General features: G+C 69.8%; 14 protein-coding genes. 7 read left to right on the forward strand and 7 right to left on the reverse strand.

Annotation, left to right across the window (positions count from 1 at the left end; translation table 11 throughout):
• Positions 1–144: 144 nt before the first annotated feature.
• The 3 genes from ACQEVO_RS04855 to cofC are packed head-to-tail and all read right to left on the reverse strand — an operon-like array spanning position 145 to position 4074.
• The gene (locus ACQEVO_RS04855; RefSeq protein WP_432909267.1) at positions 145–1128 is read right to left on the reverse strand and encodes an NUDIX hydrolase; all 984 of its coding nucleotides are present in this window, start codon (positions 1126–1128) and stop codon (positions 145–147) included.
• Positions 1125–3317 carry an RNA degradosome polyphosphate kinase gene (locus tag ACQEVO_RS04860; RefSeq protein ID WP_432909269.1) on the reverse strand — a complete coding sequence of 731 codons (2193 nt, stop codon included), beginning with the start codon at positions 3315–3317 and terminating at the stop codon, positions 1125–1127. Before ACQEVO_RS04860 ends, ACQEVO_RS04855 begins: the two co-directional genes overlap by 4 nt.
• Before the next feature lie 52 nt (positions 3318–3369).
• Positions 3370–4074 (reverse strand): 2-phospho-L-lactate guanylyltransferase, encoded by a 705-nt coding sequence (gene cofC, locus ACQEVO_RS04865; RefSeq protein ID WP_432909271.1) that lies wholly within the window; start codon positions 4072–4074, stop codon positions 3370–3372.
• A gap of 30 nt (positions 4075–4104) precedes the next feature.
• Here cofC and ACQEVO_RS04870 point away from each other — a divergent pair, with 30 nt between their 5' ends.
• Together ACQEVO_RS04870 and ACQEVO_RS04875 are read left to right on the forward strand one after the other, a co-directional pair.
• Positions 4105–5100: an NAD(P)H-dependent glycerol-3-phosphate dehydrogenase gene (locus tag ACQEVO_RS04870; protein ID WP_432909273.1), complete on the forward strand. Its 996-nt coding sequence runs from the start codon at positions 4105–4107 to the stop codon at positions 5098–5100.
• A gap of 57 nt (positions 5101–5157) precedes the next feature.
• A complete protein-coding gene (locus tag ACQEVO_RS04875) occupies positions 5158–6273 on the forward strand; it encodes a D-alanine--D-alanine ligase family protein (RefSeq protein WP_432909275.1) in 1116 nt (371 codons plus the stop codon).
• An 85-nt stretch (positions 6274–6358) separates the two neighbouring features.
• Here the strand turns inward: ACQEVO_RS04875 and ACQEVO_RS04880 are convergent, their stop codons facing one another.
• Complete coding sequence (locus ACQEVO_RS04880; protein ID WP_432909276.1) at positions 6359–6994, reverse strand: DUF3515 domain-containing protein; 636 nt, start codon at positions 6992–6994, stop codon at positions 6359–6361.
• A 637-nt stretch (positions 6995–7631) separates the two neighbouring features.
• On the opposite strand from ACQEVO_RS04880, the gene ACQEVO_RS04885 reads away from it, so the two are divergent.
• From ACQEVO_RS04885 to ACQEVO_RS04900, 4 genes are read left to right on the forward strand one after another with little or no spacing between them, the layout of a single operon-like run.
• Positions 7632–8645, forward strand: a complete 1014-nt coding sequence (locus ACQEVO_RS04885) for a thiamine-phosphate kinase (RefSeq protein ID WP_432922329.1) — start codon at positions 7632–7634, stop codon at positions 8643–8645.
• An 11-nt stretch (positions 8646–8656) separates the two neighbouring features.
• Positions 8657–9340, forward strand: coding sequence for a uracil-DNA glycosylase (locus tag ACQEVO_RS04890; RefSeq protein ID WP_432909278.1), 684 nt, complete (start codon positions 8657–8659; stop codon positions 9338–9340).
• A 36-nt stretch (positions 9341–9376) separates the two neighbouring features.
• Positions 9377–9607 carry a hypothetical protein gene (locus ACQEVO_RS04895; RefSeq protein WP_280398301.1) on the forward strand — a complete coding sequence of 77 codons (231 nt, stop codon included), beginning with the start codon at positions 9377–9379 and terminating at the stop codon, positions 9605–9607.
• A gap of 50 nt (positions 9608–9657) precedes the next feature.
• Positions 9658–10539 (forward strand): alpha/beta fold hydrolase, encoded by an 882-nt coding sequence (locus tag ACQEVO_RS04900; RefSeq protein ID WP_432909280.1) that lies wholly within the window; start codon positions 9658–9660, stop codon positions 10537–10539.
• A gap of 89 nt (positions 10540–10628) precedes the next feature.
• Here ACQEVO_RS04900 and ACQEVO_RS04905 read toward each other — a convergent pair whose 3' ends face one another.
• The 3 genes from ACQEVO_RS04905 to rpmB form a co-directional block, all read right to left on the reverse strand.
• Positions 10629–11414, reverse strand: a complete 786-nt coding sequence (locus tag ACQEVO_RS04905) for an enoyl-CoA hydratase/isomerase family protein (RefSeq protein WP_432909282.1) — start codon at positions 11412–11414, stop codon at positions 10629–10631.
• On the reverse strand, positions 11411–11899 hold the full coding sequence (locus ACQEVO_RS04910) for a GNAT family N-acetyltransferase (RefSeq protein WP_432909284.1): 489 nt from the start codon (positions 11897–11899) through the stop codon (positions 11411–11413). Before ACQEVO_RS04910 ends, ACQEVO_RS04905 begins: the two co-directional genes overlap by 4 nt.
• 229 nt (positions 11900–12128) lie before the next feature.
• Positions 12129–12320, reverse strand: coding sequence for a 50S ribosomal protein L28 (rpmB, locus tag ACQEVO_RS04915; RefSeq protein WP_011210730.1), 192 nt, complete (start codon positions 12318–12320; stop codon positions 12129–12131).
• Between the two features lie 493 nt (positions 12321–12813).
• Between rpmB and ACQEVO_RS04920 the strand changes: the two genes are divergently transcribed.
• Positions 12814–14544, forward strand: coding sequence for a DAK2 domain-containing protein (locus tag ACQEVO_RS04920; RefSeq protein WP_432922332.1), 1731 nt, complete (start codon positions 12814–12816; stop codon positions 14542–14544).
• The last annotated feature ends 18 nt before the right edge of the window (positions 14545–14562 follow it).

The following is a 14562-nucleotide window of genomic DNA, read 5'->3' on the forward strand; positions in this document are numbered from 1 at the left end:
CGAACGGTGCGCGTCGACGAGTACCGGCGGCCGTATCTCGGCTCGGCAACTCGTGACCTCCACAACCGAAACGCCGGACGGACCAGCCCCCGGGCGATCCCCGGGGGCGTGACCGTGTCCACGCCGGCGGTATGGGAGACGGGCCTACTCGGCCTGTTCGGCGGCCTCGGTCGCCGGAGCAGTATCGACCGACAGCGATCGGTCCAGATGATCGGCGGCGACCAAGCGGTCGCCCGCGAAAGACAGCACCCACACCGACCCTTTCCGGGTCCGGGCGGGTGACAGCGTTATTCCGTCCCGCTCCGCCCACCAGCCGATGAGATCGGGAATGGTGTCGCCCTGACTGCACAGGACCGGCACCGGCTCGGCGGACAGGGCCAGGGACCGGATGTGCTCGCGCGCTTTCTCGGTATCCGCGGCATATTCGATATCGCCGAGCAGCGGTTCCACCGCCACCTCGACCCCCAGTTCCTCGGCCAGCGGTGCCACCGTCTGCACACAGCGCAGCGGTTCGGCCGAATGGACCGTACTCGCGCCGAACGCGAGCAGATTCGGTACCAGCGCCAGTGCCTGCTGATAGCCGGCGAGTTCGAGCGGACGCTGGGTGTCCGGGCCGCGGAAGCGGTCGCGGCGACCGGCCTTGGCGTGCCGGACCACCAGGACGGTGCGGGTATCCATCGGCAGCCGGGTGAAAGCCCGGACGATCCGGCGATCCATCGGATACGACAGCGCCGACATCACCTTCTCCAGCGGGCACCAGGTGAGTTCGTCGACTTCGTGGTTGGCGGTGAACTCCCCGCCCGCGACCTCGGCCGCCCAATAGTCGACGCGTTTCGTCCGCCGGTGCCCCGGGATCGGATAGGTGACCTTGCCGAGATAGCGGCCCAGCCGGGGACGCAGACCGGTCTCCTCCGCGGTTTCCCGCGCCGCGGCCAGCACCGGGGTTTCGCCGGGATCGAGTTTGCCCTTGGGCAGCGACCAATCCTCGTACTTCGGCCGGTGAATGACCGCGATCTCGATTCCCCCGGCGGAACCGGGTGCGTGCCGCCACAGCACGGTGCCCGCCGCATGAATATTGGGTGTGATCCGGGGATCCGGATAGGACGGTGGTGTATGCGTGCCGTTCACTGCTGACCCGGGCGGCGTAGGCGCATCAACTCCACCTGATGGTCGCGGACTTCGATCCCGTCCCCGCCGGGGCCGGTGCCGTCCCGATCGGGACTGGATCGCCAATTGCCGTCGGGGTCCAGTACCCAGCAGCGGGTCATCGGGTGCAGCGCGGATTCGAGGATGCCGTCCAGCCGCTCCCGCAGTTTCGGGTCCTTCACCTGCGCCATGACCTCCACCCGCCGGTCGAGGTTGCGGTGCATCATATCGGCGCTGCCGATCCAGTACTCGTCCTGCGCCTTGAAGTTCAGCAGCCGCGAATGCTCCAGCACCCGGCCGAGGATCGAACGGACCTCGATGTTCTCGCTCATCCCCGGCACACCCGCCCGCAGCCCGCAGATACTGCGGACCACGATCTGTACCGGGACGCCCGCCTGCGAGGCGCGGTAGAGGGCGTCGATGACCTGTTCGTCGACAAGCGCGTTGGCCTTCAGTCGGATCCGGGCGTCGGCGCCCTCGCGGGCGAGTTCGATCTCGCGTTCGATCCGGGAGATGATGCCGGCCCGGATTCCGTGCGGGGCCACGAGAATATTGCGGTAATCGGATTTGCGGGAATAACCGGTGAGCGAATTGAACAGGTCGGTGAGATCGGCACCGATTTCGGGTGCCGCGGTGAGCAGGCCGACATCCTCGTACAGGCGCGCGGTCTTCGGGTTGTAGTTCCCGGTGCCGATATGGCAGTAGCGGCGGATGGTGGAACCCTCCCGGCGCACCACCAGGCAGGTCTTGCAATGCGTTTTCAACCCGACCAGCCCGTAGACCACATGGACCCCGGCCTGTTCCAGTGTGCGGGCCCATTTGATGTTGGCCTGCTCGTCGAACCGGGCCTTGATCTCCACCAGCGCCACCACCTGTTTACCGGCTTCGGCGGCATCGATGAGCGCGTTCACGATGGGCGAATCACCGGAGGTGCGGTACAGGGTTTGTTTGATGGCCAGCACCTGCGGGTCGGCGGCGGCCTGCTCGATGAAACGCTGCACGCTGGTGGAGAACGAATCGTAGGGATGGTGCACCAGCACATCGCCCTCACGCAGCGCGGCGAAGACATTGCGCGGGGTTTCGCGTTCGCCGAACGCCGGCGGGGTCGCGGGAACGTAGGGGGCATCCTTGAGATTCGGGCGGTCGACCCCGTACACCTGCCACAGGCAGGACAGGTCCAGCAGGCCCGGCACCTGGATCACATCGGCCGGGTCGACCTCGAGTTCGCGTAACAGCAGATCGAGCATATGCTCGGTCATATCGTCGGAAACCTCGAGCCGCACCGGCGATCCGAAGCGCCGGCGGGCCAGTTCCCGCTCCAGCGCCTGCAGCAGATCCTCGTCGCGATCCTCGTCGACCTCGAAATCGGCATTGCGAGTGATCCGGAACGAATGGTGCTCGACGACCGTCATCCCGGGGAACAGTTGCTCCAGATGCGCGGCGATCAGCGCCTCCATCGGCAGGAACGCCGCGATCGCCGCGCCGTTCCCGGTGCCGGGGCGCCGGACGCGGACGAATCGGTCCACATTGTCGGGGACCTTCACCCGCGCGAAATGTTCCCCGCCGGTGGACTGGTCCTGCACCGTCACCGCGAGATTGAGGCTGAGCCCGCTGATATAGGGGAACGGGTGGGCCGGGTCCACGGCCAAGGGTGTGAGCACCGGGAACACCTGGTCCTGGAAATGCGCGGACAGCCGCTCCCGTTCGGCCTCGTGCAGATCGGCCCAATCGATGATCTCGATACCCTCCGCGGTGAGCGCGGGCAGCACCTCGGTGAGGAACACCTCGGCGTGGCGGACGGCGAGATCCTGGGTGCGGGCCGCGATCAGCGCGAGCTGCTCGTTCGGTGACCGGCCGTCGGCCGAGCGGACCGAAAGCCCCGTTTCGGCGCGGCGTTTGAGACCGGCGACGCGGACCATATAGAACTCGTCGAGATTCGAGGCGAAGATGGCCAGGAATTTGGCGCGTTCCAGCAGCGGCAACGAGCTGTCCTCCGCCAGCGCCAGTACCCGGGCGTTGAAATCGAGCCAGCTCAGCTCCCGGTTGAGGTAGCGATCGGCCGGCAAACGAGGGGCATTGCCGTCTGCGGGGATCTGGGTGGCGGCCGGAGGCGGGGTGGGTAGCACCTGTTGCTGCTTGACGGTTTCCGTATCGCTCACACCTACGATCATCCCTTACGAACCGCAGGGTGTGCATGTACGGGCGGTGACTGTTATCTCCAGTTCACGGGGCGGGGACCGGGCCGCACACCTGGGTGACCGTTTCGCGAACACGGTATGGCAGCTCGAGTTCACGCAGCAGAGCGGCGGTCGCCGGGCCGGTGCCCAGCGATTGCACGGCAGCCAGATCCGCGGCGGTGTCGACATCCTGGCGCAACCCGGGCCAGTCGCCGTGTAGTTCGCGGGCACCGTCGGTGCGATGGCGGTGAGCGGAATCACGGCCGAATCGCGGTCGCAACGGTATTCCGGCGGGCGCGAACAGTGCCGCGGTTCCGGTGCCTGCATGATCGGCGACCAGCGCCCGGGAGTCGTTCGGGGCGCTGGTCAGCACGGCCGCCAGCTCCTGCGGGCACAGTCCCGGCAAATCGGCCTGCAACGCCAGCACACCCGAGTCCGGATACCGGGACCGCAGGGCCGTCGCCGCATCGGCGAGCGCGGTATTGAGTGCGTCCGGATCGGCGCCGGCGCCGGCCGGTTCGGGATGGACTTCGGCCCCGAGCGCCCGGGCCGCCGCCGAAATCGCCGGGTCGGGGGTGACGACGGTGATCCCGGTGATCGCTTCGACGGCCGCGGCCGCGCGCACGGTATCGGTGAACATGGCCAATACCAGCCGCGACCGATGCGCCGGGGCCAGCACACCGGCGAGCCGGCTCTTGGCGCTGTCCAGGGATTTCACCGCGATTACGGCGTGCACGGAGTGCGGGCACATGTCCTCATCCTGTCATGGCATATTGGGCTGATGACGAGGGCGGCGGTAATGGGCGCGGGATCGTGGGGTACGACACTGGCGAAGGTGTTGGCGGACGCGGGGACCGAGGTCACCATCTGGGCCCGCCGGCCCGAGGTCGCCGAAGCGCTGGCGACCGACCACCGCAACCCCTACTACCTGCCGGGTGTGCAGCTGCCGCCCGTCGCCGCCACCGCCGACTACACCCAGGCCATGGCCGGCGCCGATATCGTCGTGCTCGCGGTGCCCTCCCAATCACTGCGCGCGAACCTGAAGACCTGGACACCGGCCATCGGCCCCGACGCCACGCTGCTGAGCGTGGCCAAGGGGATCGAGAGCGGCACACTACTGCGGATGAGCGAGGTGATCGCGGAGGTCACCGGCGCGGACCCGGGTCGTATCGCGGTGCTGTCCGGGCCCAACCTCGCCGGGGAACTCGCCGCGGGCCAGCCGGCGGCCACCGTGGTCGGGTGCACCGACGCGCAGCGGGCCGCCGCGGTGCAGCAGGCCTGCGTCACCAGTTACTTCCGGCCCTACACCAACACCGATGTGGTCGGTTGCGAAATCGGCGGGGCCTGTAAGAACGTGATCGCACTGGCCTGCGGTATCGCTTCGGGAATGGGTTTCGGCGACAATTCCATCGCCGCGCTGATGACCCGCGGGCTCGCCGAGATCATCCGGCTCGGTATGGCGCTCGGCGCCGAACCGGTGACCCTGGCCGGGCTCGCCGGCGTCGGCGATCTCATCGCCACCTGCACCTCCCCGCTGTCGCGCAACCGGTCCTTCGGCCAGGTGCTCGGTTCCGGCGGTTCCATGCAGGCCGCGCAGGAAGCGACCCACGGGCAGATCGCCGAGGGCGTGAAATCCTGTACCTCGGTCCGGGCCCTGGCCGTGACGCACGGGGTGGAGATGCCGCTGACCGAGGCCGTGCACCAGGTGTGTCACGAGGGGCTGGCGGTGCAGTCGGCGCTGGAGAAACTGCTGGGCCGCCAGATCAAACCCGAATGAGCCGTCGGCGCCGGTGCGCCACGGTTACCGGCCGGCCCGGCAGGGTACCGTTCGGGCATGAGTCGGATCAGAGTTGCCGTGGTTTTCGGCGGTCGCAGTAACGAGCACACGGTGTCGTGCGTGTCGGCGGGTGCGGTGCTGCGCAATCTGGATCCGCAGCGGTTCGAGGCGGTGCCCATCGGTATCACCCCGGCCGGTACCTGGATGCTCGCCGATATCGATATCGCGGCCCTGGCCAGGCACGACCGGACGCTGCCGTCGGTGACCGGCGGTGGTACGGAACTGGTGCTGGCCGCCGATCCGAGTCGCGCCGGAACCCTGGTGGCGCTCGACGAACCGCGTTCCGTGCTCGAAACCGTCGATGTGGTCTTCCCGGTACTCCACGGGGCGTTCGGCGAGGACGGCACCGTCCAGGGAATGCTGGAATTGGCCGGTATCCCGTATGTGGGGCCCGGAGTGCTGGCCAGCGCCGCCGGGATGGACAAGGAATTCACCAAGAAACTGCTCGCCGCGGACGGCCTGCCCATCGGCGTACAGGTCGTCCTGCGCCCGGGCACCGGCACGGTGACCCCGGAGGATCGGCAGCGGCTGGGGCTGCCGGTTTTCGTCAAACCCGCCCGCGGCGGTTCCTCGATCGGGATCACCAAGGTCACCGACTGGGCCGGGCTGGATGCCGCGATCGCCACGGCCCGCGAACACGATCCGAAGGTCATCGTGGAAGCCGGCATCGTCGGCCGCGAGGTCGAATGCGGGGTGCTGGAATTCCCCGACGGCCGCGTGGAGGCCAGTGTGCTCGCCGAGATCCGGATGCCCGAGGACCTCGCCGACGCCGACGCCGGTGAAGAACCCGGCCCCGCCTTCTACGATTTCGACACCAAATACCTCGACGACGTCTGCGAATTCGATGTCCCGGCCAAACTCGACGACGAAATCGCCGACGAGGTCCGGGCCATGGCGGTACGCGCCTTCCGTGCACTGGACTGCCAGGGGCTGGCCCGGGTGGACTTCTTCGTCACCGACGACGGCCCGGTGATCAACGAGATCAACACCATGCCCGGTTTCACACCGATCTCCATGTACCCGCGGATGTGGCAGGAATCCGGGGTGGGCTACGCCGAACTACTGACCCACCTCGTCGACACCGCGCTCGCCCGCGGCACCGGGCTGCGCTGAGAACGCCGGTGGTCCTGCGCTGAGCCGCCGGCGGCTGCGGCGCCGAATGCGCCCGTCGTTCTTGCGCTGAGCGAGCCTGGGGATCTCAGTTGGGCAGTTCGCCCGGATCGATCGGCTGCACGGGCAGGTGCGCGGTGATGGTGTCGGATACCACCTGCAGCGGGGTCGGGCCGGAGCCGTCGGGAACCGTGAGGGCGATATAGGTTTCGCGGTCCACGGCGAACCAGGTGGCGGTGCCGGCGGTGTCGTCGCGCACCTCGAACCATTGCACGCCGTTGACCACCTGCAACGGTGAGGCCCGGTTGAACTCCAGCGGGCGGTCCAGGCCGCACCGCAGGACGATCGGATCGCCGCCGCCGGAGCGCTGCCAGGCCGCGGTCGCCGGGGGCGCGGGTTCGACCAAGGTGGCTCGGGTGAAATCGCCGAGTTCCGCAGGCAGGGCGGGCAGGAGTGCGGAACAGGCCGGGCCGTCGGCGGCGGGCGCCGGAACCGGGCCGAGTGCCAGCGGCTCCGGTTCGGCCGGGCCGCGCAGCACGATCACCGCCGCCACCACGACACCGACCAACAGGGCCACGGGGAGCGCTACGGCGGTCGCGATGAGGGCGGGCGAATAAGGGCGGCGTTCGGTTTCCGCGTCGTCGTCGGTGGTCTCGGTGGCGGCGGGGGCTTTCCCGGCTTCGGCCGGGGCCTCGGCGTCTTCGTCCGGCGATGTCCCCGGCATGCTCGACGTTCCTTTCTGCGGTGCGGGTGCACTCCGTTGGTCCGCGGTGGACCGATGTACCGCGCGGTGCCCGGCGCGGTTGTCCCGCGACCGTCGTGGCCGTCGCAGGCGCAACCGTGATCGATACCGCGGATGCGGTGACGGTCCGCGCGCCGCGGGTCGGTCATTACCGGGTTGCCACAGGTCCGCCGCTGTCGCTGTGGTGGCGACGGCGACGGTACGGCTACCACGGTGGCGGTCCGGTTGCCGCAGTGCGGTAACGCTTCGTGCCGCTGCGGCGGTGCACCGAACACAGGCTACCGGGAGCCCCGTGCGCATCGGGGCGCCGGTCGCGGCGTGTGGCGCGGTGGGTCCGGCGGTGCGGGGCCGACGGGATTTGCCGAACGGCGGGCGTTCGGCGCGGTGATCTACTCGCCGCGCGAGGGTGGCGGTGGCCCACCGCCGGTGATCCGGTCGCCGCGGTGGTTCACCGGGCACCGAGTACCGTCAGGACGGACAATGACGGACGGCCGGACGGCCGGACGGCCGGGTGGCCGGGAAGCCCTGCCACAACTCCGTACCGCGCGGCCCGCCCGCGGCGTTCGGAATCAGCGCAGACCACGCCGGCTTCGCGGCGACGAGCGAGAGAGGCTCCACGATCAGTACCCGACCGACAGTGCGCGAACTGGGCGAATTCGCCCTGATCGATCGGATCAACGCGGGCCGGACACAGGGACCGGCCGTCCGGCTCGGGCCCGGCGACGATGCCGCGGTACTCACCGCGGCACGCGGCCAGTACGTGGTGAGCACGGATATGTTGATCGAGGAGCGGCATTTCCGGCTGGATCTGTCCCGGCCGGAGGAGATCGGGCGGAAAGCGATCGCGCAGAACGCCGCCGACATCTATGCGATGGGCGCCGAACCGGTCGGATATGTGATCGGCCTGGGGCTGCCCGGGCACGCACCGGTGGATTTCGTCACCGAACTCGCGGACGGGTTCTGGGCCGAGGCGGCGCGGGCCGGCGGCTCGGTCGCGGGCGGGGATATCGTGCGCAGCGAGCGGGTGGTGATCTCCGTAACGGCTTTCGGTGACCCGATGGGGGAGCGGCCGGTCACCCGGTCCGGTGCCCGGGTGGGCGGTACGGTCGCGATCGCGGGCCGCCCGGGCTGGTCCGCGGCCGGTTTCGAGCTGCTGACAGGTGCGCACCCGGGCGCGACCCGGAACTACGGCGACTCCCTCGCGGGGATCGCGGTGGCCACGCACCGGGCGCCGCGACCGGATTACGACACGGTCCGCGCGGCCATGACCACCGGCACCCCGCCGACCGCACTCACCGATATCTCCGACGGGCTGCTCGCCGATCTCGGGCATCTGGCCGCGGCGTCGGAGGTGACGGTCGCAGTGGATTTCGCGAACCTTCGTGATCCGGATCTGGAAAGGCTTGCCGCGGAGCTGGAAAACGATGCGCGGCAATGGATCCTGACCGGCGGGGAGGACCATGTGTTCGCCGGGGTCTGGCCACCCGGGGTGACACCCCCGCCCGGTTGGACTCCCATCGGGGTCATCGAGCCTGGTCAGGGCGTGACGGTCGATGGCGGGCGGTACCACGGGCCCGGGGGGTGGGAAGCTTTCTCCGGGACGGACTCGGCGAAATCGGACCACTCACGATAGGTTGTGCGGTCATGGGCACGAAACCACTCGCGGAAATCATCGATCCGGGCTGGGCGAAAGCATTGGACCCGGTGGCCGAACAGATCGCGGCCATGGGTGAGTTCCTTCGTGCCGAGAACGCCGCCGGCCGCGGATACCTACCCGCCGGGGAAAATGTGCTGCGCGCCTTCCAGCATCCGTTCGAGGCCGTCCGGGTGCTCATCGTCGGCCAGGACCCCTATCCGACCCCCGGGCATCCCATGGGGCTGAGCTTCTCGGTGGCACCGGACGTTTCGCCGGTCCCGCGCAGTCTGGCCAATATCTTCGCCGAATACACCAAGGATCTCGGCCATCCGACCCCGACCAGCGGTGATCTGAGCCCCTGGTCGGATCAGGGCGTGCTGCTGCTGAACCGCGTACTGACCGTATCGCCGGGCAAACCGGCGTCGCATCGCGGTAAGGGCTGGGAGCAGGTCACCGAACAGGCGATCCGTGCGCTCGTCGGCCGCAGCGAACCGCTGGTCGCGGTCCTGTGGGGCCGCGACGCCGCATCGCTGAAACCGGCACTGGCCGAGGCCGAGGTGCCCTGTATCGAGTCCGCGCATCCGTCACCGTTGTCGGCGTCGCGAGGATTCTTCGGTTCCCGTCCGTTCTCCCGGGTCAACGAACTACTGGACGAACTCGGCGCGGAACCGGTGGACTGGCGCCTGCCCTGACCGGGCGTCGAAAAGGAAACAAGTGAGGAGCACACCATGAAACTGCGCGGCATCACCGCCACGCTCGCGCTGAGCGCCGCCCTGACCGGCGCCGCCGGGGCGACGGCCGGAGCGGCCCCGCTGACCCTCGAGCCGGCGCAGCCGGTCACCGAGCCGGTCGCCGAGGATTTCACTTCGACCGGTTCGTCCACGATCTCCGCGTCGGTGAACGCCAAGGGCGCATGCCTGTTCCAGCGGACCCTCAGCGCCATGGACCTGGACTGCTGATTTGTCCGTTCATACGGCGTAACGTCCGCATATTTGCGATGCTGCAAATCGTGAGTAATGCGAACAATCTGCTCGATCCCGTCCAGCTGCGCTTACGCGGCGTGGGCGGGATCGAGCTCGTTGCGGACCGGTACGGCCCACCGGAGGGCCCGCTCGTGCTGTTCCTGCACGGCGGCGGCCAGACACGGCACTCCTGGAAGCAGACCGGCGCCCAGCTCGGCGCCGCCGGGCTGCGCGCGGTCGCGCTGGACGCACGCGGTCACGGGGACAGCCAGTGGGCTGTCGACCGCGACTACCGCTACCAGACCATGGTCGGTGACGTACTCGCGGTCATCGAACAACTCGGCGGCGGCCCGGCCGTCCTGGTAGGCGCGAGTATGGGCGGGATCACCGGGCTGCTGGCCACCGCCGCCCCGGGCGGGGATGCGATCTCCGCGCTGGTCCTGGTCGATATCGTCACCCGGCCCGAACCCGCGGGGGTGAACCGGGTCATCAGCTTCCTGAGCAAGAACCCCGAGGGATTCGCCACCGTCGACGAAGCCGCCGACGCGGTCGCCGAATACATGCCGCACCGGCCCCGGCCGAAATCCAGCGCGGGCCTGCTCCGCAACCTCCGGCAGCGCGATGGGCGCTGGTACTGGCACTGGGATCCGGGCATCCTCGGCGACAAAGGGCAGGATCCGGACGAGATGGCCGCCGACCTGGAAGGCGTGGCCCGGGCACTGCGGATCCCGGTGCTGCTGGTGCGGGGTATGCAATCGGATGTGGTCAGCGCGGAAGGCGCGGCCGAGTTCCGGGAGCTGGTTCCGCATGCGGAAATCGCCGAGATCGGCAATGCCGCACACACCGCCGCCGGCGACGACAACGACGCCTTCACGGAAGCAGTTGCTGGGTTTGTTGCCCGCCGGCACGCGCGGGGTTCGGCCCCCTAGGTCCCTGCTGAACGCAGGGGCGGGCCGAACCCCGCCATGTGCCTCGCTGGACTCGGCGCCGCCGTGGTTGCGTTCGGTTTCCGGGTGAATCAGTTCAGGCCGGAATAGTCGGGGGTGCGTTTGGCGAGGAAGGCGTCGACGCCCTCGCGGCCCGTGGGGCTGCCGGCGGCTTTGCCCATGGCGTCGCGTTCGGCGTCCAGCTGTTCGCTGAGGGTCGACGTGGCCGACTGGCTGAGCAGGGTGCGGATGGAGGCGTAGCTGGCGCGGGGGCCGCGGGCCAGGGTGCGGGCCAAATCGCGGGCGGCCTGGACCACCGCGTCGTCGCTGCCGGTCAACCGCGCCAGGATGCCGAGGCGGTGTGCTTCGGCGGCGTCGAGTACCGCGTCGGTGAGCATGATGTCGCGGGCCTTCGCGGCGCCCACGAGCCGCGGCAGGGTCCAGGACATACCGCCGTCGGGGCTCAGGCCCACCCCCGGATAGGCGGGGCGCATCCGGGTGCCCGGGCCGCCGACCGCGATATCGGCGGCGCACACCAGGCTCATGCCGGCCCCGGCGGCCCAGCCGTGCACGGCCGCGACCACCGGTACCGGGGCGGCGTCCAGCGCGCGGACGAAGACGTGCAGCGTATCGGCGAGCTGGTACAGATGCGCGGAACGGTCTTCGGCCGCCGCGAAATCGCGGACGTCCCCGCCGGCGCAGAAATTGGGGCCCGAACCGGTGAGCAGGACGGCACCCACATCCGAACCCAGCTCCGCCAGTGCGGCGGTGCCTGCCGCGACCCCGGCGAAATCGAGGGAAGTGCCCCGGGCGGCGGTGGACAGGGTGATCTCCAGTACCCCGTCTTCGATCCGGACGTATTCGTTATCGGTGCTCATGACCGGAACTCTACTGCCGGGCGCACCATCCTGATCTCGGTTGCGCCCGCGAACCGTTCCGCCCGGGCGGTGCCGTCGGGGGTGAATCCGTATTTTCCGTAGAAGGCCCGGGCCCGCGGATTGCGCTCGAAAACCCAGAGTGAGCAGGATCGATCCGGTTCCAGTACCGAATCCATCAGGGCCTGGGCGAGTCCGGTGCCGTACCAGGGGGCCCGGACGTACATCGCGCCGAGCTCCCGGTCGGCGGCCGCGGGATATTCGTCCGGCCGGCCGTACTGGGTGAATCCGATGATTTCGGCACCGTGTTCGACGACGAAGAGTGTCTTCGCGGTGTGGCCCCGGGCGATTCGCTCCCAGGCCGCCGCGCGCTGGTCCGTATCGAAAGCCGCCAGCACATGATCGGGCACGATGCCCCGATATGCCTCCCGCCAGCAGGCGATATGGCAGACCGCCAGCGGATGGGCATGCTCAGGGGCCAGCGGCACGATCCGCCACGGTGCATCGGACGGGATCTGCGTTCCGCTACCGAGCTCGATGACAGCACCTCCGATTGGATGCGGGCAACGATTTCGGCCCCGGGTGCCGAGTGGCAACCGGGGCCGGAACCGAAGTGCTGTTGTTTGTGCAGATACGGCAGCGCTGCGGTTACCCGCGAATCGCCGGCGCGGTTACCCACGGCGATCGCGGCTCGGCCGCAGCGCGGTCGTCGCGGATTCAGCCGCGGACGACCTTGCCCGCCTTCAGGCAGGAGGTGCACACATTCATCCGACGGGTGTTACCCGGGGCGACCTGTGCACGCACGGTCTGGATATTCGGGTTCCAGCGACGGTTGGTGCGCCGGTGCGAATGCGAGACCGACTTCCCGAAGCCGGGGCCTTTGGCGCAGACGTCGCAGACGGCAGCCATAGTCGCGAACTCCTTCATGTCTTCAGGGGGATCTGCCACCGTGCGGCGGTCGATCCGAGATCATTGTCGTCATGCCTGCCGTGGAAACCACGGCGAGCGCAGACCGGTCCGGTCGCGCCAGGCAACCCTGCAAGGGTAGCCCGACCCGCGGTGATCCACCAAACCGGGGCCGGACCGCGCCTGACCGGCACGTTCGGTTCGACCCTACCGGCGGGCCGTGCGCGGATTCCCGCGGGGTTACCTGCTTCGTGCCGTGCCCGCCGAGGGCTACGCGGCCGGAGACAACGGTCGTGGGGCGTACCGGCGACGCATTCGCAGCCGCGTGGCGGCCGCTGTGTGTCAGAACTGAGCGGTGCCGTATGGCCGGTCCGCGGTGTCGGGTGCCCCCGCTAATCTGGCGGGCGAAAACCCGACGACCAGGAACGAGGTGGCGGTGCCCGAAACCCGGCAGGTGAGCGATGTTCCGGAGGGACAGCGCCCGGGGTCGCACGGTATGGCCGCGCGGGCGGACCGCGCATCGAAGAGCCGGGACGCGGGCACACCCGGTGGCGGGTTGAGCGATAGGGAATTCCTGCGGTGGGGCCACGCCTGCGTCGCGGCCTTGGAGCAGGCGCGCGTGGAGATCGACGGGCTCAACGTCTTCCCCGTACCGGACTCCGATACCGGGCGGAATTTGCTGGCGACCATGCGCGCCGCCACCGCGGAAGCCGACGCCGCGGTGGCCTCTGCCGGGGGCGTTCACCGGTATGCCGCGGCGATGGCGCACGGGGCGACGGTGGGGGCCCGGGGGAATTCGGGGATCATCCTCGCGCAGGTCCTGCGCGGGGTCGCGGAGGCGACGCGGGACAGCGGTTTGACCGGTGCGACGTATCGGACCGCGCTCGCGCGGGCGGCGCAGCTTGTCCGCGGCAGTCTCAGTGAGCCGGTGGAGGGAACCATCCTCACCGTGCTCGACCGGGCGAGCGCCACGGCGCGGGAGTGCGCCGGTTCCGGGCTGGCCGAGGTGGCCCGGGCCGCGGCCGAGGGAGCGGCCCGGGCATTGGACGAGACCGGCGATCAGCTGGAGGTACTGCGGGCGGCCGGGGTGGTGGACGCGGGCGCCCGTGGGCTGCTGGTTCTGCTGGACACGATGGTCGCGGTGGTCACCGGGGAAACCCCCGTTCGCCGCGAATACCCGGCGGCCACCGGCGCCCGGCTCGGCGACCGGCGCCGGGCCGCGCCGGAGCCGGTGCGTTACGAAGTGATGTTCCGGATTCTCGAGAGCGATGAGAATCAGGCCGACCGGTTGCGGTCCCGGCTGGCGGTGCTCGGGGATTCGGTGGTGGTCGCGGCCGACGCCGCCGGGGGATGGGCCGCCCACGTTCACTGCGCGGACGCGGGAGCGGCGGTGGAAGCGGGAATCGCCGCGGGCCGGGTGCGGGATATCCGGATCGAATATCTGGCCGGGGATCATCGTGAACCCGGCGCTGCCGCGGCGGGAGCGGCCGGTACCCGAATCGGCGGGCGAGGCGGGGGCGCGGATACAGGCCGGGGTGCTGTGCGCCACGACGGCGTTGTGACGGAGGTGGTCGATCGCGGGGTGCTGGCGGTGGCGGCCGGGCCGGGGGCGGCGGAGTTGTTCGAGGCGGCGGGGGCGGTGGTGCTCGGTGCCGAGCCCGCGCTGGAATCCGCGGCGTTGCTCGCGGCGATCCGGGGGATGCCGCATCGGGAGGTGCTGGTGTTGCCGAACGGGGCGCTACCCGCCCATGAGCTGGTGGCGGTAGGTGCGGCGGCACGTGATGCGCACCGGGATGTCCTGCTGCTGCCCAGCGCCAGCATGGTGCAAGGACTGGCGGCGCTGGCGGTGCACGACCGGGCGCGGATCGCGGTCGACGATGCCTTCGCCATGTCCGAGGCCGCCGCGGGCACGCGGTGGGGTGCGCTGCGCCGGGCGGAGGGCCGGGCGCTGACCATGGTGGGAACCTGCGCACCCGGCGACGGGCTGGGGCTGGTGGGCCACGATGTGGTGGTGATCGACCGCGATACCCGCGCCGCGGGGTACACCCTGCTGGACCGGATGCTGGGGCTGGGCGGGGAACTGGTCACCTTGCTCGTCGGCGCCGGGGCGCCGGACGGGCTGGCCGGCGATCTCGCGGAGCATATCGGGGCCGAATTCCCCGGTGTCGAGGTCGCGGTGTATTCCGGAGGGCAGCGCGCGGACCTGATACAGATCGGTGTGGAATGAGTAGGCGCGCGCGAGGGC

This window comes from Nocardia sp. CA-290969 (genome assembly GCF_050936135.1).
GTDB lineage: Bacteria > Actinomycetota > Actinomycetes > Mycobacteriales > Mycobacteriaceae > Nocardia.

What these genes read in the sequence shown, in the direction of transcription:
- ACQEVO_RS04860 (WP_432909269.1), bottom strand. Translation starts at nt 3,317, where the DNA reads ATGATCGTAGGTGTGAGCGATACGGAAACCGTCAAGCAGCAACAGGTG.
- cofC (WP_432909271.1), bottom strand. Translation starts at nt 4,074, where the DNA reads ATGTGCCCGCACTCCGTGCACGCCGTAATCGCGGTGAAATCCCTGGAC.
- ACQEVO_RS04870 (WP_432909273.1), top strand. Translation starts at nt 4,105, where the DNA reads ATGACGAGGGCGGCGGTAATGGGCGCGGGATCGTGGGGTACGACACTG.
- ACQEVO_RS04875 (WP_432909275.1), top strand. Translation starts at nt 5,158, where the DNA reads ATGAGTCGGATCAGAGTTGCCGTGGTTTTCGGCGGTCGCAGTAACGAG.
- ACQEVO_RS04880 (WP_432909276.1), bottom strand. Translation starts at nt 6,994, where the DNA reads ATGCCGGGGACATCGCCGGACGAAGACGCCGAGGCCCCGGCCGAAGCC.
- ACQEVO_RS04890 (WP_432909278.1), top strand. Translation starts at nt 8,657, where the DNA reads ATGGGCACGAAACCACTCGCGGAAATCATCGATCCGGGCTGGGCGAAA.
- ACQEVO_RS04895 (WP_280398301.1), top strand. Translation starts at nt 9,377, where the DNA reads ATGAAACTGCGCGGCATCACCGCCACGCTCGCGCTGAGCGCCGCCCTG.
- ACQEVO_RS04905 (WP_432909282.1), bottom strand. Translation starts at nt 11,414, where the DNA reads ATGAGCACCGATAACGAATACGTCCGGATCGAAGACGGGGTACTGGAG.
- rpmB (WP_011210730.1), bottom strand. Translation starts at nt 12,320, where the DNA reads ATGGCTGCCGTCTGCGACGTCTGCGCCAAAGGCCCCGGCTTCGGGAAG.
- ACQEVO_RS04920 (WP_432922332.1), top strand. Translation starts at nt 12,814, where the DNA reads ATGGCCGCGCGGGCGGACCGCGCATCGAAGAGCCGGGACGCGGGCACA.